The sequence below is a fragment of the Tistrella mobilis KA081020-065 genome (genome assembly GCF_000264455.2).
In the GTDB taxonomy this organism is placed as follows: domain Bacteria; phylum Pseudomonadota; class Alphaproteobacteria; order Tistrellales; family Tistrellaceae; genus Tistrella; species Tistrella mobilis.
Map to the genome: position 1 here is coordinate 1600836 of NC_017956.1, position 25083 is coordinate 1625918.

The 25083-nt window shown below is 68.0% G+C and carries 18 protein-coding genes; 12 read left to right on the forward strand and 6 right to left on the reverse strand.

From position 1 onward, the window contains the following. Positions 1-43 precede the first annotated feature (43 nt). From TMO_RS07235 to TMO_RS07285, 11 genes are all read left to right on the forward strand, one after another. Positions 44-859, forward strand: a complete 816-nt coding sequence (locus TMO_RS07235) for an RlmE family RNA methyltransferase (RefSeq protein ID WP_014744955.1) — start codon at positions 44-46, stop codon at positions 857-859. A 249-nt stretch (positions 860-1108) separates the two neighbouring features. Then, complete coding sequence (gene guaB / locus TMO_RS07240) at positions 1109-2566, forward strand: IMP dehydrogenase (RefSeq protein ID WP_014744956.1); 1458 nt, start codon at positions 1109-1111, stop codon at positions 2564-2566. Between the two features lie 128 nt (positions 2567-2694). Then, positions 2695-4047: an RsmB/NOP family class I SAM-dependent RNA methyltransferase gene (locus TMO_RS07245; protein ID WP_014744957.1), complete on the forward strand. Its 1353-nt coding sequence runs from the start codon at positions 2695-2697 to the stop codon at positions 4045-4047. A gap of 100 nt (positions 4048-4147) precedes the next feature. Next, a complete protein-coding gene (locus TMO_RS07250; protein WP_145978089.1) occupies positions 4148-4783 on the forward strand; it encodes a hypothetical protein in 636 nt (211 codons plus the stop codon). A gap of 7 nt (positions 4784-4790) precedes the next feature. Continuing rightward, a complete protein-coding gene (locus tag TMO_RS07255; RefSeq protein WP_228382279.1) occupies positions 4791-5315 on the forward strand; it encodes an MgtC/SapB family protein in 525 nt (174 codons plus the stop codon). A gap of 203 nt (positions 5316-5518) precedes the next feature. Beyond that, positions 5519-7210 carry a uracil-xanthine permease family protein gene (locus tag TMO_RS07260; protein ID WP_014744960.1) on the forward strand — a complete coding sequence of 564 codons (1692 nt, stop codon included), beginning with the start codon at positions 5519-5521 and terminating at the stop codon, positions 7208-7210. Between the two features lie 82 nt (positions 7211-7292). Continuing rightward, positions 7293-8150, forward strand: coding sequence for an alpha/beta fold hydrolase (locus tag TMO_RS07265; RefSeq protein ID WP_014744961.1), 858 nt, complete (start codon positions 7293-7295; stop codon positions 8148-8150). Between the two features lie 102 nt (positions 8151-8252). Then, a complete protein-coding gene (locus TMO_RS07270; RefSeq protein WP_014744962.1) occupies positions 8253-9329 on the forward strand; it encodes a DMT family transporter in 1077 nt (358 codons plus the stop codon). A gap of 124 nt (positions 9330-9453) precedes the next feature. After that, on the forward strand, positions 9454-11001 hold the full coding sequence (guaA, locus tag TMO_RS07275; protein ID WP_014744963.1) for a glutamine-hydrolyzing GMP synthase: 1548 nt from the start codon (positions 9454-9456) through the stop codon (positions 10999-11001). A gap of 285 nt (positions 11002-11286) precedes the next feature. Next, on the forward strand, positions 11287-11862 hold the full coding sequence (locus tag TMO_RS07280) for a TetR/AcrR family transcriptional regulator (RefSeq protein WP_014744964.1): 576 nt from the start codon (positions 11287-11289) through the stop codon (positions 11860-11862). Between the two features lie 4 nt (positions 11863-11866). Continuing rightward, complete coding sequence (locus TMO_RS07285; protein WP_014744965.1) at positions 11867-12841, forward strand: NAD-dependent epimerase/dehydratase family protein; 975 nt, start codon at positions 11867-11869, stop codon at positions 12839-12841. 81 nt (positions 12842-12922) lie between these two features. On the opposite strand, the gene TMO_RS07290 is transcribed toward TMO_RS07285, so the two are convergent. Further along, positions 12923-14005: an aldo/keto reductase gene (locus tag TMO_RS07290; RefSeq protein WP_014744966.1), complete on the reverse strand. Its 1083-nt coding sequence runs from the start codon at positions 14003-14005 to the stop codon at positions 12923-12925. 222 nt (positions 14006-14227) lie between these two features. Here TMO_RS07290 and TMO_RS07295 point away from each other — a divergent pair, with 222 nt between their 5' ends. After that, the gene (locus TMO_RS07295; RefSeq protein WP_014744967.1) at positions 14228-15133 is read left to right on the forward strand and encodes a LysR family transcriptional regulator; all 906 of its coding nucleotides are present in this window, start codon (positions 14228-14230) and stop codon (positions 15131-15133) included. 195 nt (positions 15134-15328) lie between these two features. Here the strand turns inward: TMO_RS07295 and TMO_RS07300 are convergent, their stop codons facing one another. The 5 genes from TMO_RS07300 to TMO_RS07320 form a co-directional block, all read right to left on the reverse strand. Continuing rightward, positions 15329-18196, reverse strand: coding sequence for an ATP-binding cassette domain-containing protein (locus tag TMO_RS07300; RefSeq protein ID WP_014744968.1), 2868 nt, complete (start codon positions 18194-18196; stop codon positions 15329-15331). A 5-nt stretch (positions 18197-18201) separates the two neighbouring features. Continuing rightward, the gene (locus TMO_RS07305) at positions 18202-20352 is read right to left on the reverse strand and encodes a cysteine peptidase family C39 domain-containing protein (RefSeq protein WP_014744969.1); all 2151 of its coding nucleotides are present in this window, start codon (positions 20350-20352) and stop codon (positions 18202-18204) included. Further along, positions 20353-21567: an NHLP bacteriocin system secretion protein gene (locus TMO_RS07310; RefSeq protein ID WP_041604869.1), complete on the reverse strand. Its 1215-nt coding sequence runs from the start codon at positions 21565-21567 to the stop codon at positions 20353-20355. Positions 21568-21686: 119 nt separating this feature from the next. Then, positions 21687-22265: a hypothetical protein gene (locus TMO_RS07315; protein ID WP_014744971.1), complete on the reverse strand. Its 579-nt coding sequence runs from the start codon at positions 22263-22265 to the stop codon at positions 21687-21689. 229 nt (positions 22266-22494) lie between these two features. After that, positions 22495-24732, reverse strand: coding sequence for a heavy metal translocating P-type ATPase (locus tag TMO_RS07320; RefSeq protein WP_081598809.1), 2238 nt, complete (start codon positions 24730-24732; stop codon positions 22495-22497). Positions 24733-25083 lie beyond the last annotated feature (351 nt).

Genomic DNA, 25083 nt, shown 5'->3' on the forward strand with positions numbered 1-25083 from the left:
TATCGGCGGCCCCCTGGCAAGGCATAACGGGAGATCCATCCCCATGACGACGGGCAATGGCGGCCGCGGCGGCCGTAACGGATCGGGACGCGGTGGTACCGGCCGGGCCGGACGCAGTGGCGGCGGCGGCGATCCGATCGCCGGCCAGCGCATGGTCAAGCAGCGGGTCCGCACGGCCGGTCGGCGGTCGGCCTCGTCCACCCGCTGGCTGGAGCGGCAGCTGAACGACCCCTATGTCGTGGCGGCGAAGCGCGAGGGATACCGCTCGCGCGCGGCCTTCAAGATCCTGCAGCTGGACGAGAAATACGGGCTGCTGAAGCCGGGGCAGCGGGTCGTGGATCTGGGCGCCGCCCCCGGCGGCTGGACCCAGATCGCCGTGGATCGGACGAAGGCGGGCCGCGCGGGCGGTGGCCGGGTTGTGGGCATCGACCTGCTGCCGGTGGAGCCGATCGAGCATGCGACGCTGATCCAGCTCGACTTCCTGGACGATGCCGCCCCGGACCTTCTGAAACAGGCGCTGGGCGGGCCGGCCGATCTGGTGCTGTCGGACATGGCGCCCCAGACCAGCGGCCATCCGCAGGTCGATCATCTGCGGATCATGCATCTGCTGGAGATCGCGCTGGATTTCGCCGCCGAGGTGCTGGCGGAAGACGGCGCCTTCGTCGCCAAGGTCTTCCGTGGCGGTGCCGAGGGGGAGCTGGTGAAGCGCATGCAGCGGCTGTTCCGCACGGTGAAGCACATGAAGCCGGCGGCCAGCCGGCCGGAAAGTTCCGAGATGTATGTGATCGCTCAGGGTTTCCGGCCCGAGGTCGCCGCGGCCGAGCGGGCGCGCCAGGGCGGAGGTGCCGCCGAGGACTGAAACGTTCGTTCCGGGCGCATGCGCCGCACGAAGGGCGGCCCTGCGTCCGGCGGAACAGAAACCGGCTTCAAGCGCGGCCGCATCGGTGTATATTGCGCGCCCATACACGGTACGCGCTGTTCACCCCGCCACACTCGGCCCGATCACGGTCTGCCCGGCCTGATCGATCCGGGTTTTCCGCGTACCCGCCGGGTCGGCGCGCGTATGCCGGCCGGGCGCCCACGGCCGAGAACGCGAGGCTGGAAACCGATGACCATTCGTGAAGCCCTCACCTTTGACGACGTCCTGCTCGTTCCGGGCGAATCGGACGTGCTGCCCGCTCAGGTGCAGACGGCGACCCGCCTGACCCGCAACATTGAACTGGGCATCCCGCTGGTTTCGGCGGCCATGGACACCGTCACCGAGAGCGGCCTTGCGATCGCCATGGCGCAGCTGGGCGGCCTGGGGGTCATCCACAAGAACCTCGACGTCGATGCCCAGGCGGGCGAGGTGGCCAAGGTCAAGAAGTTCGAGGCCGGCATCGTCGTCAACCCGGTGACCATCCGCCCGGATGCGCGCCTGGCCGATGCCCACGAGCTGATGACCCGCCACAAGATCAGCGGCATCCCGGTCACCGAGGCTTCGGGCAAGCTGGTCGGCATTCTGACCAACCGCGATGTACGTTTTGCGACCGATCCGCGCCAGCCGGTGCACGAGCTGATGACCCGCGAGAACCTGGTCACGGTCACCGAGAACGTGACCCGCGACGAGGCCAAGCGCCTGCTGCACCGTTACCGGATCGAGAAGCTGATCGTCGTCGACGACCAGTATCGCTGCGTCGGCCTGATGACGGTGAAGGACATCGAGAAGGCCCAGGCTTTCCCGAATGCCTGCAAGGATGATCAGGGCCGGCTGCGCGTCGGTGCGGCGGTGGGTGTGGGCCCCGACGGCGTCGGCCGCGCCGAGGCGCTGATTGCCGCCGGCGTCGACCTGCTGGTGGTCGATACCGCCCATGGCCACAGCCGTGGCGTGGTCGAGGCGGTGAAGCGCATCCGTCAGATGAAGGGCGATTTCGACGTCGTCGCCGGCAATATCGCCACTGCCGCGGCCGCCGAGGCGCTGATTGCCGCCGGTGCCGATGCGGTGAAGGTCGGCATCGGCCCCGGGTCGATCTGCACCACCCGTGTGGTGGCGGGCGTGGGCGTGCCGCAGCTGACCGCGATCATGGATTGCGCCGAGGTGGCGAAGAAGCGCGACGTGCCGGTGATCGCCGATGGCGGCATCAAGTTCTCGGGCGATCTGGCCAAGGCGCTGGCCGCCGGTGCCAATGCGGCCATGATGGGCTCGCTGCTGGCCGGTACCGACGAGGCGCCGGGCGAGGTGGTGCTCTATCAGGGCCGGTCGTACAAATCCTATCGCGGCATGGGCTCGGTTGGTGCCATGGCCCGCGGCTCGGCCGACCGCTATTTCCAGCAGGAAATCAAGGACACGCTGAAGCTGGTGCCGGAAGGCGTGGAAGGCATGGTCCCCTATAAGGGCCCGGTCGCCGGCGTCGTTCACCAGTTGGTCGGCGGTCTGCGCGCGGCGCTGGGCTATACCGGCAGCCCGACCATCACCGATCTGCAGGAGCGGGCGAATTTCGTCCGGATCAGCGGCGCTGGCCTGCGCGAAAGCCATGTCCATGACGTGACCGTCACCCGCGAGGCGCCGAACTATCGCCAGGGCTGACGTTATCCGGTCACCCGACTGACGACTTTTCCAATCGGGGCGGGCGGCCGATGGTCGCGCGCCCCGATCGGTCATTCATTCCCTGCCTGTCATCGTCCCGCCGTCATCCGTTCAGGAGCCAGAGCCCCATGACCCCCGCCGCCCGTGTCGATGCCGCGATCGAGCTTCTGGACACCGTTTTGCGCGAAACCCGTCCTGCCGATCAGGTCATCGCCCACTGGCTGCGCGGCCGGCGTTATGTCGGCTCCAAGGATCGCGGCTGGATCGTCGAGGCGGTTTATGCCTCGCTGCGCGAAAAGCAGCGGCTGGAATGGTGGGCGGCGCGCGTCGGCCTGCCGGCGCGGGCGCGCAGCCTGGTGATCGTGGCGCTGATGCTGATCGACCACCGCACCGGCAACGAGATGCCGACCCTGTTCGACGGCTCGACCCACGGCCCCTCGAAACTGTCGGACATCGAACAGATGGCTGTGCAGATGCTCCATGGCCAGGATCTGGCGGTGGAAGGCCAGCCCCGCGCCGTGCGCCTGAACCTGCCGGGCATCGCTGCCGACCGGCTGATGGCCCGGTTCGGCGACCGGCTGGAAGCGTTGGGCGAGGCGATGAACACGCCTGCACCGGTCGATCTGCGCGCCAACGGCATCAAGGCCGATCGTGACGAAGTGGCGAAGCAGCTGGCACGTGAAGGCGTCGAGTCCGAGCCGACCCCGTTCTCGCCCATGGGCCTCAGGCTCGCCCGGCGCATGCCGATCTTCCACACCCGCGCGTTCAGCAACGGCCTGGCCGAAGTTCAGGACGAGGGCTCGCAGCTGGTGGCCCTGCTGGTCGATGCGAAGCCGGGCGATCAGGTCGCCGATTTCTGCGCCGGTGCCGGCGGCAAGACGCTGGCCATGGCCGCCACCATGGCCAATAAGGGCCGGATCATGGCGCTCGACATCTCGGAAGCGCGGCTGGAGCGGATGTCCGAGCGCATGCGCCGTGCCGGCGTGCACAATATCGAGCGCCGCGCCCTGAAGCACGAGCGCGACCCGTGGGTCCGTCGCCATAAGCTGAAGTTCGACCGGGTGCTGGTCGATGCCCCCTGCACCGGCTCCGGCACCTGGCGCCGCGCGCCCGATGCCAAGTGGAAGCTGACCGAGGAAACCATCGCCGAGCTGACCGAGCTGCAGGGCCGCATCCTGGAAAGTGCCGCCCGGCTGGTGAAGACCGGCGGGCGGATCGTCTATGCCACCTGCTCGCTGCTGCCCGAAGAGAACGAGGCGCGCGCCGAGGCCTTCCTCGCCAGCCATGGCAGCGAATTCCGCCGGCTCGACGCCCGCGAGATCCTGCCAGGCGATCTGGCCGCCGCGCTGAAGCTCGACGGCCCCGATCTCGCGCTCGACCCCGCCACCCACGGCACCGACGGCTTCTATGCCGTCGCCTTCGAACGCATCGCCGACCCGGCGCCGACCGAGGCGGTGCAGGGGGATACGGCGGGCGGCTGAGCGCCTGGTCAGCCCATTTTTGCCATGATAAGGTGACCCCGGGGAGAGCCGCGCCTCTGAGAAACTATAGGTAGTCGTGGCTTGAGAGGCAGTGCTGGAGATGGCCCGGATCGTCTCCGTCTCCATCCGGCAGCTTGCGGCCGGAGATGGCCACTGGCTGCAATGGCAGATTGATCCACCGCCGCCGGATGCCGGTCTTCCGGCGATCGTGGCCGGGGTGTTTGCGGAAGGGCTGGTTCGCCGTGCGCGGGTGACGTTGATCGGATGGCAGGATCCGTCACCATCGGGGCACGGCTGGGTGCAACTGCCGGGTGGTGATCTTGCGGCTGCAATTCCGGAAGGCCGGTTTCAGCGACTGGTCGATCGGCTGCGTGGTCTGCCAAGGCCAGTGTGCCGGTCGACCACCGATGCCGATGTCGTTGCCGAGATCATCACCCGCGATGCATCCTGGAGCGACGGTGCCCAGATCTGCTTTCTGTCGGCGCGGACTGATCCTCCGCCATCCCCGCGCATCTTTCGCGTCCTGCGGCCGCGGGAAGGGCTGACGCCTGATCGGCAGCAGGTGTTGGTGTCGGAAGGCGTCACCGCGGTTGTCCGTCCCGAAGACGAAGGCCGGGCATGCCGGATCGTCTCGATCAGGCCGGGCGCCGGCGCAGCCGTGCTCGATGATGTGGGAACAAGTGCGCGGGTGGCGGGTTTTGTGGTGGAGACAGGGTCGGATTCTGCTGCCACATGATCCGCAGGTGACGGCGGCCGGCCCGGACATTCCAGGATCTGTGAAGCGGTCCGCTATCCGGCCGCCTGCCAACGCCGTCGTCATGGACACCTCAGAAATCATCCTCCGCCTCGGCATCGCCACTGCCGCCGGTCTGCTGCTGGGCCTCGACCGCGAATTGCGCGGGATTTCGGCCGGCATCCGTACCCATGCGCTGGTGGCGATGAGTTCGGCGCTGATTACGGTGTCGGCGCTGATTCTCTACGATGATCTGCGGGCCTCGGGGCAGCCCGATCTGGATCCGCTGCGCGTGGTCCAGGGCCTGGCCCAGGCGATCGGCTTTGTCGCCGCCGGGGCGATTTTTGTCTCGAAGTCCGCCGTCCATAACCTGACATCGGCTGCCAACATCTGGCTTGCTGCAGCCATCGGCATAGCTTCGGGCGCGGGGCAGATGCGTCTGGTGGCGGTGGGCGTGGGGCTCGGGGTGATCATCGTCACCCTGGTCAGGATCGTCTCGAAGCTCATTCCGGGGAGCGACAAGGAGGAGGACTGACCGCCGGTCCTTGTCGACATCCATTGCTCCGCATGCAGGGCGCGCTTGCCAATCGCCATCGCACCCGGTTTGCTGATCCGACATGATGATGGGGGATCAGGCAGTGTGGATGGGCAGATCGGGCCGGAGCAGCCGATGGCAGGCGGCTGCAATTGAGAGGCAGGCGCAGAAATGGCAGGCCGGCGCGGCGGAGGGCTGTCCCCATGGTCTATGACCGGCTGTCCCATCCGCCCCTGCCGGTGGTTCTGGCGGCCGCTGCCCAGCATATGGGGCTGATGGCGGTCACGCTGGTTTTCCCGCTGCTGATCGCCCGCGCGGCAGGGGCCGATGCCTCGATGCAGGGCCACTACATGCAGCTGTCCATGCTGGCGATGGGGGTGGGCACGCTGATCCAGGCCTGGGGCGGACGGCTTTTCGGGCGCGTCAGGATCGGCAGCGGTTTCCTTCTGCCGGCGGTGTTTGCCGCCGCCTATCTGCCGCCCGCGCTTCAGGTGGCCCGGACCGGCGGACTTGAGGCGGTGGCCGGGCTCACCATCGCGGCCGGCCTCTCGCAGATCGTGCTCAGCCGACTGATCGGCCGCTTGCGGCCCTATCTCTCGATCGAGATCGTGGGCCTGGTCGTTTTCATGATCGGCATCATTCTGGGGATCGTGGCCTTCAGGCTGATCACGGGGATCGGGCAGCCGCAGCCGCTCGAAACGCGCGGTACGGGGACGGCGATCCTGGCGCTTGCGGTCATGCTGGGCCTGTCGGTCTGGGGCGGGGCGCGTATCCGCAATCTGGCGGTGCTGATCGGCATGGGGCTGGGGACGATCGCCTATTTCGGCGCCAGCCTGACTATGGGGCTGCCCTTTGCAGACGGGGCGGCGCCGCTGGAAGTGATCGAATGGCCGCTGATCGTGCCCACCTTCGAGGCCACGGCCCTGCCTGGCTTCCTGGTCGGGGCGCTCGCCTGCACGCTCAGGGCCTTCGGCGACGTCGTGGCCAGTCAGAAGGCCGGAGATCGGGACTGGAGGCGCCCGGACTATCCGAACATCGAGGCGGGCGTGCTCGCCGACGGCATCGGCAGCGTCTTCGCCGGGGTGATCGGCACCATGGGCATCAACACCTATTCGGCCAGTGTCGGCCTTTCTGTCGTGACCGGCATCCGGGCACGACGGGTTGCGCTGGTCGCGGGGGCCGGGTGGGTCGTGCTCGCCTTCCTGCCCGGCTCGGCGACCTTCGTCCTGGCCATTCCGCAGGGCGTGCTTGGCGCAGCGCTGCTCTTTGCATCCTGTTTCGTGGTGCTGGCCGGAATCTCCATTCTCGGCCAGCGCATGCTGGATGCCCGCCGGACGATCGTCATCGGGCTCGGGCTGCTGCTCTGGGTCTCGTTCGACCAGATGCCCGCCTTTTATGCGGACAACCTGCCCGACCTGCTGCGGCCGGTGGTGACCTCGTCCCTGGTTCTGGGGCTGCTGACGGCCCTGCTGCTGAACGCGGCCTTCCGGATCGGCAGCCGGACGACCCGGCAATTCGCCTGGCGGCCCGCCGACGGCTTCGCGCCGCTGCGTGATTTTCTGCGCGAAAGCGGCGAGGCCGGCGGCGTGCGCGCCGATGCCATGCTGCGGCTCGTCCAGCTGGCCGACGAATTCAGCCATGCAGCCCCGGCGCTCGCCGGCGCAAGCCCGGTCGCGGTAACCACGCGCATGGATGAATACCGCCTGGAAGTGTCGCTGAGCTGGACGGGAACGGCGCTCGAACCCGGACCACAGCCGAGCCTCGAGGATCATGTCGACGAAGACGGGGTGATGAACGGCGTCGTGCTGGCGCTGATGACACGCCTCGCCGACCGCCTGATCCGCCGGCGCCTGCCTGATGGGCGGCATGAAATCCTGTGCGTCGTGGAACAGTGAGGGTCGCGCTCGTACAATCGGACATGCCCTGATGACAACCAGGCCCACTCAACGGGCCGCAGGGAGGCGGGAGGAAATGTCCATGCACAAATCCATGCTCACATCCGATGGCGCCACCATCCGCTATGTCGACGAGGGGGCCGGCGAGGTGCTGATCCTGCTGCATGGCTGGGCGCAGTCGGCGGCGATGTTCCGGCATCAGATTGCGGAGTTCGCCGGGATCCGGCGGGTGATCGCACCCGATTTCCGTGGGCATGGCACATCCCCCGACTGCGCCCACGGTCATCGCATCTACCGTTTTGCGGCCGATCTGGCCGAGCTGATCGAGCGGGAAGACATCCGGCGGGCAACTGTTCTGGGCTGGTCGATGGGGGCGTCGGTGCTCTGGGCCTATGTCGATCTTTTCGGCAGCGGGCGGATCGACCGCTGCGTCTTCGTCGACGAGCCCGCCTCGGTGATGCGTCAGGCCGGCATGACCGACGACGAGGCGGCCGATGCCGGCGCCCTGTTCGATGCCGCGACCATGATCGGCATCGCGAGCCAGCTGGCGGGGCCCGACAGTGCGGCGGCGCGGGAGGCTTTTCTCGACGGCATGATCACTCCGGGCATCCCGTCGGAGCTGCGGCGCTTCCTGCTGGACGAGAACCTTCGCCCCGAGGCCCGGACCATCGCCGCGCTGTTCGCGGATCATTGTTCGATCGACTGGCGCGATGTGTTCGCGCGGTTCGACATGCCGGTGCTGGTGATCGGCGGCCGGGTCAGCCATGTCGACATCCGCTCGCAGATCTGGATCCGCGACCGGTTGCCGGAGGCCGAACTGGTGATCCTCGACGAAGCCGATGGCGGCGCGCATTTCCCGTTCATCGAGGCGCCGGAGGTTTTCAACGCCGTGCTCGCAGGCTTCCTCGGCACCCCGACCGCCGCCGCCGGGGCAGCCTGAGCGGGCACGACCGTAGTCGATCGACCGCAAGGAACACTCGGTTTCGCTGTTCGTTGCTCCCGACCCGATACCACTCCCGGTATCGGCAATCGAGGAGGTCTTATGACGGAGGTAACCGGCCGGAAGGCGGCCGTGCGCGCCGCCGATCAGCAGGGTGACCAGGCATCGGGCAGCACGCGGCGTGCCCTGGCGGAACTCGCCCTGGCGATGGTCCTGTTCGGCTCGGCGACGCCGGTCGCCCGGATCGTGACCGCGGCGATGCCGGTCTTCGTGGCCGGCAGCTTGCGGGCGGTGATCGGCGCCCTGCTGCTGTTGCCGGTGATCATCCGGCGGCGCAAGGCGCTGGCCGCGATCGACCGGCGGAGCTGGTGGCTGATCGTCTTCATTTCCGCCTTCGGCATGGTCGGCTTTACCGTCTTCATGCTCTACGGCATGCAGATGGTCTCGGGCATCGAAGGCTCGGTGGTGATGAGCACCACGCCCGCGGTGACGGCGCTCGCCTCGGTTCTGGTGCTGAAGGATCGGGTGAGCTGGCGGACGGTGGTTGCCGTGGCGCTGGCGGTGGCGGGTGTCCTGGTGCTGCAGCTGGGCGCCGGCGGCGTTGCGGGCGAGGGGGCCGGTGGCGGCGGCCAGGGCGGCAATGGCGGTAGTGGCGGTAGCGGCGGGCCGGGCTGGATCGGCATGCTGCTGGTCTTCGCCGCCGTGTGCTGCCAGGTCGCCTATACCCTGCTCGGCAAGCTGGCGGCGCAGCGGGTGGATCCGGTGCTCGTCGCGGCCCTGTCTGCCTGGATGGCGCTGATCGTCTTCCTGCCGCTGGCGCTCTGGCAGCTGCCCGATTTCACCCCGCGCGCGGTGGGTGGCGAGGCCTGGGCGGCGGCCGTCTGGTACGGCGCCGGCACCCTCGCCATGGGCAACTGGCTCTGGTATGCCGGGCTCGCCCGGGTGCAGGGGGCCGTGGCGGCGGGGTTCATGGCGTTGATGCCGATGTCGGCACTGGTGCTGTCTTACATTCTGCTGGGGGAGCCGTTCCGCATGGTGCATCTGGCCGGCTTTGTGGTGGTGCTCGCCAGCGTGCTCATGATCTCGTGGGAGCATGCGCGCATGGCCCGCCGGGCGGTTACCCGGGCAGAGCGGACGGATCGCGCGGGCGACGAGGAGAGCGAGATGGTCCGCGGCTGATCGCATGGGCCGCCCGCGCCGTCTGCGCCCTTGCCAAACCCGCCCGGTCGTGGTTCTCTCCGCTCCACCGGGCGGTGGCCGGCGCGATGGTCCGGCGGCACCGCCCCGACCCTCAGGAGGCGCGATGACCGACCGCATCCTGATCCTCGACTTCGGCAGCCAGGTGACGCAGCTGATCGCGCGCCGTGTGCGCGAGGCGGGGGTCTATTCCGAAATCAAGCCGTTCAGCGTCGATTCCGCGTGGATCGAGGCTTTCGCACCCGCAGGCGTGATCCTGTCGGGCGGCCCCGCATCGGTGACCGAGGCGGCGACGCCGCGTGCGCCGGACGTGGTCTTCCGCCTGGGCGTGCCGGTGCTCGGCATCTGCTATGGTCAGCAGACCATGGTCGATCAGCTGGGCGGCCGGGTGGAAGCCGATGATCACCGCGAGTTCGGCCGCGCCTATGTCGATGTCCGCGATGCCTGCCCGCTGTTCGACAGCGTCTGGGCGCCGGGCGAGCGCCACCAGGTGTGGATGAGCCATGGCGACCGCGTGACCGCGCTGCCCGAGGGCTTCCGCGTGGTCGGCACCTCGGACGGCGCGCCCTTCGCCGCCATCGCCGACGATACCCGCCGCTTCTTCGGCGTGCAGTTCCACCCCGAGGTGGTGCACACCCCGGACGGGGCGAAGCTGATCGGTCATTTCGTCCGCGACATCTGCGGCTGCCCCGGCGACTGGACCATGGCCGCCTTCCGCGAGAGCGCGATCGCGCGCATCCGCGAGCAGGTGGGCCGCGAGCGGGTGATCTGCGGCCTGTCGGGCGGCGTCGACAGCGCGGTTGCGGCCAAGCTGATCCACGAGGCGATCGGCGACCAGCTGACCTGCGTCTTCGTCGACACCGGCCTGCTGCGCTCGGGCGAGGCCGAACAGGTGGTCGACCTGTTCCGCGGCGCCTTCAACATCCCGCTGGTCCATGTCGATGCCGGCCCGCTCTTCCTCGAAAAGCTGGCGGGCGTGGACGATCCTGAGCGCAAGCGCAAGATCATCGGCGCGACCTTCATCGACGTGTTCGAGGCTGAAGCGAAGAAGATCGGCGGCGCCTCGTTCCTGGCCCAGGGCACGCTCTATCCCGACGTGATCGAATCGGTCTCGTTCACCGGCGGCCCGAGCGTGACCATCAAGTCGCATCACAATGTCGGCGGCCTGCCCGAGCGCATGAACATGAAGCTCGTCGAGCCGCTGCGTGAACTGTTCAAGGACGAGGTCCGCGACCTCGGCCGCGAACTGGGCCTGCCCGACGGCTTCGTCGGCCGCCATCCCTTCCCGGGACCGGGCCTCGCCATCCGCGTGCTGGGCGCCGTGGCCGAAGACCGCCTCGCCATCCTGCGCAAGGCCGACCGGATCTATCTGGAAGAGATCCGCAATGCTGGCCTTTACGACGCGATCTGGCAGGCCTTCGCGGTGCTGCTGCCGGTCCGCTCGGTGGGCGTGATGGGCGACGGCCGCACCTACGACAATGTCTGCGCGCTGCGCGCCGTCACCTCCACCGACGGCATGACCGCCGACAGCTACCCCTTCGACCACGCCTTCCTGAGCCATGTGGCGCACAGGATCATCAACGAGGTCAAGGGCATCAACCGGGTGACCTATGACGTGACGTCGAAGCCGCCTGGAACGATCGAGTGGGAGTGAGGGGCCGCGGCCTCTGACAGATCGCTGGACTGAGGGAAACCGCCGGGGCGAAAGCTTCGGCGGTTTTCGTCTTCCAGGACTCACAGCCTTACCGGACAACTTGCTCCTGAGTTTCGACCTGTTCCACCGGCTTGGGATCGTCGGCTTCATCGGGCCCATCGGCGAAAGACCGTCGTCGCCGCTTTGTGCCAGTAGAGCTGATCCCAAGGCCGATATAGCACTGCTATAGACTCGATCCTATAGCGGTGCTATAGTCTGAAAACGGTCAGGAGGGCGGCACCCGATATGGATACGAAGACGGCACTGGTGGCGGCGGCCCTGACGCTGATCGAGAAGGAGGGCGCGGCGGCTTTCTCGACCCGGGCGGTCTGCGACATCGCGAAGGTGACGGCGCCCACCCTTTATCATCATTTCCGGAGCGCCGACGGTCTGTTGAGCGCGGCGATCGCCGAAGCGTTCGAACAGTTCCTGTCATCGAAGAGGGCGGCCATCCGGTCGACGGATCCGGTCGCGGCGCTGATCGAAGGCTGGGACAACTATGTCGGATTCGCCGCGGCGCGCCCCCGCCTTTACGCGGCGATGATGGCGCGGTTCCTCTCGGGCGCCGATCTGCCGGCAGCGCGGGAGGGACAGGCCATGCTGCGCCAGCGCATTGCGCAGATCGAGGCTGCCGGCCGGCTGGCGATCGCGCCCGAGGCGGCCGTTCAGGTCATCTGGGCCTCGGCGAATTCCGCCGCGCTGCTGTTCCTCGGCACCACGCTTCAGCCCGGCGTCGATATGGGCACTCCCGATCCCGTCCCCATCGCCCGGCTGCGCGATGGCGCCGTGCAGGCGATCTGCACCCCGGCTCTACCGGAGTAGACGCATGAAAATCTTTGTGACCGGCGGGTCCGGCTTTCTCGGCGCGCGCCTTATCCCCAGGCTGATGGCGGAAGGCCACGAGGTGCTGGCCATGGCCCGCTCGCCATTGGCCGATGGCAAGCTGCGGGCGCTTGGGGCGGTGCCGGTTCGCGGCGACATGAACAATCCCGGCGACATGGCAATGCCGCCGGTCGACGCGGTCATCCATCTGGCGGCTCACTTCCGCTTTGCCGGTCCGCGCGCGCCATACTTCCGCGTCAATGTCGACGGCACGAAAGCGCTGTTGAAGGCCGCGCGGGCAGCGGGGGCGTCATCCTTCATCTATCTGACGGCGGCGGCCGTCATCATGGACGATCATGGCTCGCCGATCCGCAATGCCGACGAGCGGGCGCCGACCTTTTCGAAGAGTTTCTCGCCCTACATCGCCAGCAAGGCGACCAGCGAGGCCGGCGTTCTGGCAGCCAGCGGCTCCGGTCTCCGCACCATCGCCATTCGTCCCCCGGGCATCTGGGGGCCGGGCGACGCCTTCAGCCGAAACATCCCGCACGCGATCAGGTCGGGCCGGTTCGCTTTCATCGCGCGCGGCGACTATCCCTATTCCACCTGCCATGTCGACAATGTCGTCGAAGCGCTGATCTGCGCGCTCGACCGGGGCGAGGGCGGCCGGGCCTATTTCATCCGCGATCCCGAGAACACGACCTTCCGCGCCTTCATCGACGGGTTGGCGAAGCTGCAGGGGCTGTCGATCGACACGCTTCGTTCGGTTCCCTATGGGGCGGCCTTCTTCATGGGGCGCATGATGGAACTGGGCGCCCGCGTCAGGCGCTCGGATCAGGATCCCCCGCTGAGCCGAACGATGGTGCGCCTGATCGGCAGCCCGTTCACGATCAACGACAGCGCCGCGCGGCGGGATCTGGGCTATGTGGGCAAGGTTTCGCGTCTGGAGGGGCTGGCCTCTTACGGGGCGGGCCTGCCGTAGATGCCGACCCGGAAAGCCGGCTCTGATGGCTGATCGATCCCGACAGATGCCGGTTTCTGGTGTCTCGCCGGCATCTGCCGCTCACCGCAGGCGTCGCGCGGCGTTGGACTGAGCCTCGCGGATCAGGCCTGAATACATATTCTCCTTGCCGGGGTACCAAGGCATGGAGCCGACAGATCCGAAGCCTGGGATCGTCTCCATATGTGCCACCATGCGGGCGCGCATGCGTTCGTCGGGAAGCGGGCCGGTCATCGCCTGGACGTTGTCGCTCATGTGGTCGGGGTTGGACGTACCGCACAGCACGCTCGTGACGGCGGGATGCGCCATGACCCATTTGAGGAAGAACTGCGCCCAACTCGTCGCGCCAAACTCCTGCGCGAAGCCTGGCAGCGGCTGACCCTCGACCACCTTCATCAGTCGCGCCTTTTCAAGCGGTAGATTTATAAGCACGCCGACGCCCTTGTTGGCGGCCGCCGGAAGCAGGCGGCGTTCGGCGTCGCGGTTGAAGATTGAGTAGTTCGTCTGGATGAAGTCGACATCTTCGCGTTCCACAATGGCCGTCAACTGGTCCTGTGCTGCCGAATCGTGATGGGTTACGCCGACATGGCGTATGAGGCCCTCCTGCTTCCAGGCCTTCATGAGTGGGATGATGACTGGCGCATTGATGATGCTGTGGCATTGCATAAGATTGATCCTGTCGCGCCATGTCCGCAGACGCGACTGCCGGAAGCTCTCTTCCGCGTGGCTTTCATCGCCGAGATACTCTCCGGTGGCCCAGATTTTGTTGGCGAGGAAGATCTCGTCAGATCCCGGATGCTCGCCCATGAACTGGCCGACGCTGACTTCGGCCGAGCCGTAGAGCGGCGAAGTGTCGACCACGCGGCCGCCTGCTGCAATGTAGCGTTCGAAGACTTGCCGGAGACCATCGCGGCTGGCGCCCGGCTTCAGATCGAAGGTCAGGAAGGTGCCGAGCCCGAGGGTCGTGACCCGTTCGCCGGTGCGCGGCAAGGTGCGGGTCAATACATCGGGAATCGATCCTGACACTGGCGATACCGTATTCGGACCTGGGACCTGTGCCGTGGCGTGGGTAGCCAGGGCCAGCCCTGTTGCCGCCGCCCCCATGGTGCCGAGAAAACGACGTCTGTTGATCTTCGGCTGATTCATGAAATCTCTCCTCTTTCCTGAGATTCGGAACTGGCGGGGTTGGCAGGCTCGATGTGAGTCCCGTCGAAGCCGACAGCGGCCCGGGTTTCAGCGTCAGCCTCGATCCGACCGGTGAAAGGAAGCAGTCAGGGCGCGCCGACCGATTTTTCTACAACCATGACACGAGACTATTGATCTGATAATCTGCACAAAATTGACAAGCTTGGTAAGAAGTGCTTCGCAATGGATCCGGTTCGCCTGGACAGCTTCGATGTGTTCGTGGCGATTGTCCGCTGCGGCGGCTTCCGCGCAGCAGCACTCGAGCGAGGCGTGTCGTCCTCGGCCTTGAGCCAAACGATGAACGCCCTGGAAGAGGCACTCGGCATCCGTCTCCTCAATCGGACGACCCGAAGCGTGTCTCCGACGGAAGCAGGGCAACGCCTCCTCGAACGTCTGAGCCCTGCACTGAGTGAGATCAGGCTCGCCATCGCAGAGGTCGATGAGTTGAGGGATAGCCCCTCCGGAACCTTGCGGATCAACGCGCCGGCCCCCGCCGTCGATCATTTTCTCTGTCCGCTGGCATTCGACTTCATGGATATCCACCGTGAGGTGAAGATTGAAATCATCAGCGACGCAGCTGTCATTGACATTGTGGAGCACGGGTTTGATGCCGGCGTCCGGTTTGGCAAGCAGCTCGCGCAGGACATGATCGCGCTTCCGTTTGGCCCCCCGCTTCGATATGCCATCGTCGCGTCACCGGACTACATCAAAAGGCACGGCCAGCCGCAGACACCGCAAGACCTCGTCAGTCATGACTGCATCAAGCGCAGGTTTCCAGGCGGTACGCTCGTCACCTGGCGGTTTGCCGAGGGGGATGAAGAGGTGACGATCTCACCCAGAGGCCGCCTGACGGTCAGCTCGGCGCATAATGAGCTGCAGGCGGCGCTGGCCGGCAGAGGATTCGCACATGTCTTCGACGATTATGCCAAACCTCATATCCGGAGCGGTCGGCTGGTGGAGGTTCTCTCCGATTGGAGCCTGACTTTGCCGCACTGGTTTCTGTACTATCCCAGCCGCCGCCTCCCGAGCGCTGCCATGCGCGCATTTCTCGATTACATGAGAAGTTACGACTGGCGGGGGCAACAGTAACGGCACCCATGCCATGTCGGCTGGGGGGCAGCAATGCTGGTGATATCCGGGGCCATCGAGGCATCAGCACAGCTGTTGCATGGGCGGCAACTGGTTGAATTGTCCGATCATCTGATCCGAGGGCAGGACGTCGGCTTTTATCAGAGACTCGAGCCCGTCGGCATCGCGATCCGATGGATGAGGTGAGTTGGCCGTCTACGTACCGGTCGCCATCAGACCTGCAAACCGCCCCTTCCGCTTTACCAGCTCGTCATGCGTGCCGGCCTCGACGATCCGCCCGCCATCCAGCACCAGGATCAGCCCGGCCTGGCGGATGGTCGACAGGCGATGGGCGATGACGATGCGGGTGGCGGGCAGGGCCTGGATGGTCTGCATCACCCGCGCCTGGGTGGGGCCGTCGAGGGCGCTGGTGGGTTCGTCCAGCACCAGGACCGGCGGCCGCTGGACCAGGGCACGCGCCAATGCCAGGCGCTGAAGCTGTCCGCCCGAGAGCATGCGGGTCGCATCGGGCAGCAGGGTGTGGAGCCCCATGGGCATGGCCGCGACATCCTGGTCCAGGGCGGCGGCGGCCAGGGCGGCCCGCACCTCGTCGGGGCCGGCATCGCTGATGCCGCGGACGATGTCGAGGATCGATCCCGGAGGCAGGGCCTCGTCCTGGAGCACCGTGCCGATCTGGCGCCTGAGGGCGGTGGGATGCAGGGTGCGGAGATCGTGGCCGTCGACATAGATCGCCCCCGCCCCGGGGGCCTCCAGCCCCAGCAGCAGCCGGACCAGGGTGGATTTGCCGCTGCCCGAGGGGCCGACGATCGCGACCATCTGCCCGGGGGTAACCCGGAACGAGATGTCGGACAGCACCGGCGGCCCGCTTTCATAGGCAAAGCCGACGGCGGCGAAGCTGATCTCGCCCGAAAGCGGCCCCGGATCGGTGAGGCCCGTCGAGGGCGGCGGCACCCGTTCCAGCAGCGGGCGGGCGAACTGCCAGCCGGGCAGCATCATCCAGGCACCCAGCAGCGCCCGCAGGAATTGCGATAGCCCGCCCGCCATCAGGCCGAAGGCGGTGGCGATGGCGGCAATGGCGGCGATGGACAGGGCCGGTGCGCCCTCGGTCGTCTCGGCCAGCCCTTGCATCACTGCGAACAACGCCGCCGTGGCCAGGATCGGGAAGGCGGCCTGCCAGCTTTCGAACAGATTGCCGATCCGCCGCGCCCGGACCGAGCGGTCGCGCATGGCGGCAAAACGATCGGCCCAGCGCAGCACGGCCCGGTCTTCTGCCGCGGCGCTGCGCAGCTTGACCATGGCGTTGATCATCTGCAGCAGCTGGGCGTCCGCGGTGCCGATCAGCTCCTCGCCATTGCGATAGGCACGCGCCTGGGCATGGCCGGCGACAAGGCCGATCAGAAGGTGCACCCCCGCCAGACCGGCGGCGAGCCCGGCCAGAAGCGGGCTGTGCCAGGCGATGACGGCGAGCGACGAGACCAGCATGCCGAGCGTGCTGCCGCTCAGATAGAGCATCTGGCGGAAGCCCGAAATGCTGCCGAGCCCTGCCCCGAGCTGGGCCGCGAGGAAGGCGGCCGGGCGCGATCTCAGGAATGGCAGGGGCAGGGCGATGATCCGCGCCCAGGCACGATCGAACAGGCCGGCATCGCCGCGCATGGCGATCCGTTCCCGCGCCGCCTCGGTGGCGACCTGGATGAGGTAGCCGGCGCCGGCGACCAGCAGCATCAGCAGCCCGATCTGGACCAGCGCCCCGCGCAGCGCCGCCGGCACCAGCAGCCCGAAGACCAGGCCGGTGACGATCGGCAGGATCTGGCCGATCAGGCTGCCGATCAGCGTCGCGGCCAGGAAGACCAGACTGTCGGGCCCGGCCCTGGTCAGGCCGGCGGCCATCATGGCGGCCAGTCCGGTCTGCCGGGGCAGGGGCCGGAAGATCTGGAAGGCCGCGGGCGCGATGTCGGCGGCGGATGCAGCCGTGACCCGTCGGCGGGCGCCGTGGCGGTCGATCATGTCGTAATGTCCGCCGCGCCAGACGAGCCCCACCGGCCGGCCTTGATGGCGGGCCAGCAGCAGGCCCGCCTCCTGCCGCCACCACCTGTCGGGCAGCTCTATCTGGCGGAGCAGCAGGCCCGAGGCGCGGGCGATCTCGTCCAGCCCGGGCAGCCGGTCCATCTGCGCGCGCCGGGCCGTGGCCGGCCGCCGGACCGGCACGCCCAGTTCGCGGCCGAGCAGGCGCAGCACGTCGAGCAGACCATCGCCACCATCGGCTTCGGCGAGCGGCGGTACCCGGTTGCCGAGCAGCCCGGCGAAGCGCGCCAGGGTCTGGTGATGGTCCTGGGCACCCGCATGATCGCGGGCGCGGATCCGGTTCAGTTCGTCGGCCTCGGCCAGACCGCGCAGGACCGGCAGCAATTCCGCCACCGCCGCCCCCCAGGCGGCGAGCGCATCCGGCCAGTCCGGCCGGGCCAGGCCCTCGGCAAAGGGCAGCAGGTCGATATGCGCGGCATGGTCGAGCGTCAGCCAGCTGCCTGCGGGCAGGGGGACGAGCCCCGAAACCGGCTCCAGGCCGCAGAACCGGGCCCAGGCCCCGGCCGGCAGCTGCACCCAGGTGATGCCGGCGGTGGCGCCGATCACCGATCCGGCACCGAGCCGGACAGCCGTCGCCCGCTGACCGGTGGCGACCAGATCCGGCACCGGCCGGGGCTCGATCATCCGGCCCAGCCCGCCGCCCAGAGCGGTCAGCCAGCCGGCGATGCCGGCGGTGAAGTCGGGCAGGCCGGCGCTGTTGCGCCAGAGCGCGTCGGGGATCTGCCAGATCAGCGTGACGGCGTCGCCGACCGCGATCAGATGCTCGGCCCCGAGCAGGGACGGTGCCGCACCGAACAGCAGGCCGCCGCTTTCGATCCGGCCGACCGCCATGCGGGCCGTCGGGCGTTCCGAGGACAGGGCGAAGAGGTCGACCGGCCCGCCCATGACCAGATAGCAGCTGCCCGGCCGGTCCAGCACCAGGGGGCGTTCGGTCACGGGGCGCGGCGGCGGCGGTGGTTGCGTGGCGGTGGGCCGATCCATCCGGCTCACCCCTCGGCCATCAGCTGAAGGAAGGGGCCGGGGCGGGAGAGCAGGGCCTCGGGCGTGCCCTCCTGCACGATGGCGCCCCGGTCCATCACGATCACGCGGTCGCAGTCACGGATGGCGCTGAAGCGGTGGGCGACGATGATCATGGTTGCACCCAGCCGGCGCAGACCGGCATGCAGCTTCGCCTCGGTTTCGTTGTCGAGGAAGGCTGTGGCCTCGTCGAGGATCAGAATGCGCGGCTCGCGGACCAGGGCACGGGCGATCTCGATCCGGGCACGCTGGCCGCCGGACAGATCGGTGCCGCCCTCGGCGAGATGGCCGCCATAGCCGCCGGGGCGGCGCAGGATGACGTCGTGGATCAGCGCCATGCGGGCAGCCTCGACGATCCGCTCGTCGGGCAGGGACGGGTCCCAGAGCGCGATGTTGTCGCGGATGCTGCCCTCCAGGATCGCGGCGCGCTGATCGACATAGGCGAGCGACTGGCGCAGCCGCGCCCGCGGGATCGCGCTCATCGCCGTACCGTCGATCAGGATGTCGCCCGCCGACGGCGGATGAATGCCGGCGATCAGCGCCGCCAGGGTCGACTTCCCCGAGCCCGAGGCCCCGACGATACCCAGCCGTTCACCGGCCTTAAGCGAGAGGTTGAGATCCCGGATCAGCGGCGCCGTGGCCGGGCCATAGCCGGCGCTGACATCCCGAAGCTCGATGGCACCGATCAGGCGACCGGAGGTCGTCTCGGGGGCGGCGGGCATCGGGGCGAATTCGGGCGCCGTAGGGTGGCGCAATGTGTCGTCCAGAACCTGGATATAGGCCTGACCGTCCTGGATCCTGGCGCCGAGCTGGACCAGCTGGGCCATCGGCGCCAGGAAGCCCGCCATCAGGGCCTGAAAGGCGATCAACATGCCGAGGGTCAGTTCGCCGCGGATCACCATGTCGGCCCCGATCACCAGCACCAGCCCGCCCAGTGCGAGACTGGTGAGGCCGGGCAGGGCGGTCAGCCGCATGCGCCGCCGGGCCAGCCCCTGGCGGAGGTTCAGCACCCGGGCAGACATGGCCGACAGCCGCGCGCGGAACAGATCCTCGAGGCCCGCGGCCTTGTAGGCCTCGATCATACCCAGCCCCTGCCTGGCGAAGCCGGCCTGCATGGTGCCGGCGACCACCATCCGCCGGTTGTCGTCGGCGAGCGCGCGCGAGGATCGGGTGAGCAGGGCGAGATTGACCACAGCCCCCGCCGCGACCAGCAGGCCGAGCCGGGGGGCATAGAACATCATGGCGGCCAGATAGGCGGTCGCCGTCAGCAGGTTCAGCAGCACTGCGCCGACATCGCCGGCGATCAGCTGGGCCAGCCGGTCGTTCAGCATCACCCGGCTCGCCACCTCGCCCGGATGGCGCTGGGCGAAATAGAGCAGGGGCAGGCGGACGACATGGCCGACGAAACCGGCCGCACCCTGAAGCGCCAGCCGGGTTTCGAGCCGCAGCAGGGCTTCGCGCTGCAGAAAGGTGAGCGCGGCCATCAGCACCGCCGCCAGCCCCATGCCCAGGATCAGCGGCCAGAGCCAGGTTGCGAAACGGTTGACCAGAATCTGGTCGATGAAGATCTGGGCGAAGACCGGCACCAGCAGCCCCGGCACCACCAGGGCGAGCGAGACCATCAGGATGAAGCCGAAGGCATCGCCGGCACCGTGGAGCCGCCGGGTGAGCCCGCGGACAAGCGAGGGGCGGCTGCCCCGGCGTCGGAAGCCGGGGCCGGGCTGCATGAACAGCACGATGCCCGTGAACATGCGGTCGAATTCGGCGGCGCCCACCTCCCGCGGGCCGGTGGCGGGGTCGTTCAGCCGGACGCGGTCACCGCTGAAGCCTTCCACCACCAGGAAGTGGTTCATGCCCCAATGGATGATCGCCGGCAGCTCGCGGGCGCGGAGATCGGCCGGTTCCAGCCGTTCGGCCTGGGCCTCCAACCCCATCGCGCGGGCGGCGCGCAGGATGGCGAGCGCGGAACTGCCGTCGCGGGAGACATTACAGGCCAGGCGCAGTTCTTCCAGCGTCACCCAGCAGCCATAATGCCCCAGAATGATGCCGAGCGCCGCCGCCCCGCATTCTGCGGCCTCCATCTGCAACAGGGTGGGGGTACGCCTCCGCCGGCCGGACATTCAGCGGCCGTCGCGCGGCACGTCCGGGCCGGCATACTGGAGCGCAGGGATGGCGAGGGCGAGCAGCGGCCCCGACCGGATGGTGAAGCGCAGCTCGGCCAGCGTTCCGGGCTCGATCCGGGGCGGATGGGCGCGGGGGGACGACCAGAGCGGGCGATCCGGCCGCGCCGGGTCGGGGTCGATCGCCACCGTCACCTCGAAGGGCGCGCCCATGCCGTCCTGGAAGGTCTGCACCAGCCGGTCGTTCTGCAGGGTCTTGAGCATGCCGGCACTGCTGGCGGGCACGTCGCTGACATGCAGCACATGGCCACGCAGAAAGCCGTGTTCCTCGCGCTGTGTCGTGGCGGGTGAAATCTCGACCGGCTGCCCCGCACGGATCTTCTTGCCGTCGGCCGCGGTGACATAGGCGGTGACATAGGGCAGGGTGCTTCTGCCATCGGCCGGCTCCGCCTGCCGCTCCAGGGTCACCATGGCGGTGCCGGGCTGGACCATCTGGCCGACATTGACCTTGGCTTCCACCACCCGCCCGGCGAAGGGGGAGCGCACCGTGCTGCTGCGGGCAAGCTGTCGGTCCAGGGCCGCCAGCTCCCGCTCGGCCTCGGCGAGCCGCCGCTCGGCTTCCAGCCGCGCCTTTTCGCGCTCGGTCGCCTGGAGCGCGGCTTCGGCCTGCATGGCGACCCGCTCGTCGCGGGCATCGGCGATGCTGCTTTCGACCGCCAGCACTTCCTGATCCACCTGCAACAGCCGGTCGCGGGTGACATTGCCGGTTTTGAGCAGGCGGCGAAGATTGGCCTGTTGGTCGCGGAGGGCGGCACCGCGCAGCTCCAGCGCCTGGATCCGCTCTGCCAGAGAGGCTTCGCGGGCGGCGCGCAGCCGGGCCCGATTGGCATCGTCGGCCGCCTGGAAGCGGATCAGATCGTCACGGAATCTGAGCGCATCGGCACGTTCGGCACGGGCGATATCGCGTTTCAGCTCCAGATCCGGCTGGGCGATACGGGCGACCACCGCTCCCTCCGTCACCGGCGTGCCCGGGGCGGCGTCGAGTGCCAGCACCTGGCCGGCCGCGTCTGCCACCACGTCGATCATGCCGCCCGGGGCGAGCAGGATGCCCTGTCCCGTCACCGAGACCGGCACCCGGAAGAGGGCGCTCCACACCAGCGCTCCCAGGATCAGGACAACCAGAAACAGGCCGCCCGCCCAGAGGCGCGGTCGCATGACGCCGAGCGCGTCGCGGTACTGATTTGAGGTCGCCGATGAACTGACGGCAGCCGGGCGGAAGAGCGCGCTCACCCGTCAAGGCCCCCGCAGCTGATCGGCCGGCCGGTCGCGGCGTATCAACGCATATTGCCGATGATGTTGTTGAAATTGTTCTGCATGCTGTTCATGAACTGCTGCATCAGCGCTATTGCTTCGTTGCGCTTGTCGGTCATGGCCTGCAGGGCCGCCATCTCCATGTCCTGGGCGGCCGTGACCGTGGTGATCCGGTCCTGCAGCAGGCCGGTGATCGCATCCATGTCCGCAGAATCGATGCTGCCGTCATCGATCCGCTCCTGATCCAGGCCCAGATCGGCGGCGAGGGCACCGAGCGTGGTCTCCTGGCCCATATGGTGGACGAGCGTGTCGGTCGAGAGCGGGCCCTGGTCCTCCAGCATGTCGCCCAAACCGTCCAGTTCCTGCAGGGTGCCGTTCATCTGGGCGAGCTGGGTGTTGCGCTCCTGGATTCCGTCCATCTGCTGCTGCAGGCTGGTGTCCAGCTGACCCTGCCTTTCCTGCTGCACCATGGCCAGGATCTGGTTCATATCCATATTGGACAGATCCATGGAGTTGAAGTTCAGGCCGCCTGACGAGCCACCCGTCACTTTCGCCAGATCCTCGTCCGCGACGATGGTCGACGGCTTGCTCTCTTGCGTCATCTCTGCCTCCCGGTCAGCGCCCGATCTCGTGCGGCCACTATGCGGGACATGAGATGTGCCAGTCAATCCAGGGTAATGGAGCTGGTCAACGGCGGGTGACCGCGCCGATGCGCAGACAACGCCGGAAGATACGGCAAGTATTAGTATATGATTCTGCACCAGTGCACATTCGGGTATGGTTTGTGACCGCCGTCACGTCTCTCGATGTGGCGGCGGCCGAGCCGGGGTCTCAGACCTTCATTGATCTGAGCCGGAGTGCGTTGCCGATGACGCTCACCGACGACAGCGCCATGGCGGCAGCGGCGATGACCGGTGACAGCAGCAGGCCGAACACCGGATAGAGCACGCCCGCTGCCACCGGAATGCCGGCGGCGTTATAGATGAAGGCGAAGACGAGGTTCTGACGGATATTCGTCATGGTGGCCTGGGACAGGCGGCGCGCCTTTACGATGCCGGTGAGATCACCCTTGAGCAGGGTGATGCCGGCACTTTCGATCGCAACATCGGTGCCCGACCCCATGGCGATGCCGACATCGGCGGCGGCGAGTGCCGGGGCGTCGTTGACGCCGTCGCCGGCCATCGCCACCACCCGGCCCTCGGCCTTCAGCCGCTGGATAATTTCGGCCTTGCGGTCCGGCAGGACATCTGCCTCCACCTCGTCGATGCCGATACGCCGGGCGACGGCCTCGGCGGTGGTGCGGTTGTCACCGGTCAGCATGACGATGCGGATGCCGTCTGCATGGAGCGCCGTCAGCGCATCGGGCGTGGTCTGCTTGACGGGATCGGCGATGGCGAAGATACCGGCAGCGCGACCGTCCACGCCGATATAAATCGCTGTCGCACCGTCCTGCCGCAGGGTGTCGGCCTGGTCGGAGAGAGGCGACGCGTCGATGCCCTGTTCCTCCAGGAAGGCGGCATTGCCGAGTACGATCTGTCGCCCTTCGACGATCCCGCTGGCGCCCTTGCCGGTGGGGGAGTCGAAGTCGGTGACCTGGGGTAGCCGGATGTCCCTGGCCTCCGCCGCAGCGACGATCGCATGCGCGAGCGGATGTTCCGAGGCAGCTTCGACAGCGCCTGCAAGGCGCAGGATATCTTTCTCCTCATGGCTCGGTCCGACGGCGATGTGCGTCACCGCCGGACGGCCTTCGGTCAGTGTGCCGGTCTTGTCGACCACCAGCGTGTCGACCTTCTCCATCCGTTCCAGCGCTTCGGCGTTCTTGATCAGCACGCCGGCGGCGGCGCCCTTGCCGACGCCCACCATGATGGACATGGGCGTGGCCAGACCGAGGGCACAGGGGCAGGCGATGATCAGAACCGAGACAGCGGCGATCAACCCGTGGGCCAGACGCGGTGACGGACCCCAGAGTCCCCAGGCGGCGAAGGCGAGCAGCGCCATCACGATGACGATGGGGACGAACCAGCCCGACACCTGATCGGCCATGCGCTGGATGGGGGCCCGGGAGCGCTGGGCATCCGCCACCATCTGCACGATGCGTGCGAGCATCGTATCCCGGCCGACTTTTTCGGCGCGGATGACCAGAGCGCTCGTCTGGTTGAGCGTTCCGCCGACGACCCGGTCGCCGGCGCTGCGGCCGACCGGCATCGATTCGCCGGTCACCATGGATTCGTCCAGCGAGGAGCGGCCGTCCTCGACGATGCCGTCCACAGGTACGGTTTCACCCGGCCGCACCCGCAGACGGTCGCCGATGGCGACGTCCTCCACCGCAATATCGGCCTCGGCACCATCGGCCCCGATCCGCCGTGCCGTCTTTGGGGTGAGGTTCAGAAGGGCGCGGAGGGCGCCCGAGGTGTGCTCACGGGCGCGCAGTTCCAGCACCTGGCCCAGCAGGACCAGGACGGTGATCACCGCTGCCGCTTCGAAATAGACCGCGACGGTGCCGTCGGCGCCGCGAAACGCCTCGGGAAAAACGCCCGGTGCCAGGGTGGCGACGACGCTGTAGGTCCAGGCAACCCCCGTTCCCATGGCGATCAGGGTGAACATGTTGAGGCTGCGATTGACGATCGAGGACCAGCCACGACGGAAGAACGGCCAGCCCGCCCACAGCACCACCGGGGTTGCCAGGATGAACTGGATCCAGACCGATACCCCGGCCGGGATCAGGCGATGCAGGGCGGGCACGAGATGAGCCCCCATTTCCAGCAGGAAGACCGGAATCGCCAGCAGCAGACCGAACCGGAAACGTCGGGTCATATCGGTGAGTTCGGGGCTGGGCCCGCTTTCGGCGGTGGCCATCAGCGGTTCCAGCGCCATCCCGCAGATCGGGCAGCTGCCGGGGCCGTCCTTGCGGATCTCGGGATGCATGGGGCAGGTCCAGACGGTGCCAGGCGGGGCGTCGATTGCCCCGGCCTTTCCGGCCGCGTGCATGTGCCCGTGCCCGTGCCCGTGCATGTGCCCGTCCATGTGATGGTGGGAATGGTCGTGATGCGATTGATGGTGATCGGACATGATGACGATGGCCCCCTTTCGTGTTCCGGGCGCAAAACCGGCGGTATGACGGGATGGACGATGCCCTGAGGGGCGTCGTCCTTCGGTCAGGCCAGAGGTCGCGGCGGACCGGGGGGCGGAGACAGTGCGATGCCGTCCGGCAAGGGGTCGCTGCGCGCGGGCAGGAGAATGGCCGCAACGGTGCGGATCATGCCGCCGTCGAGGCCCGATGGCGTCGGGCAGCCCAGGCGACAGATGCCCAGGCCACAGATGGATGTGGGGCAGCGCTGCGCGTGCAGGGAGGTCTGGCCGCCCATGATCGACGGTCTGCCGGAGATGTGGTCGGGACCCCCGATGATCGGATGTTCCTCC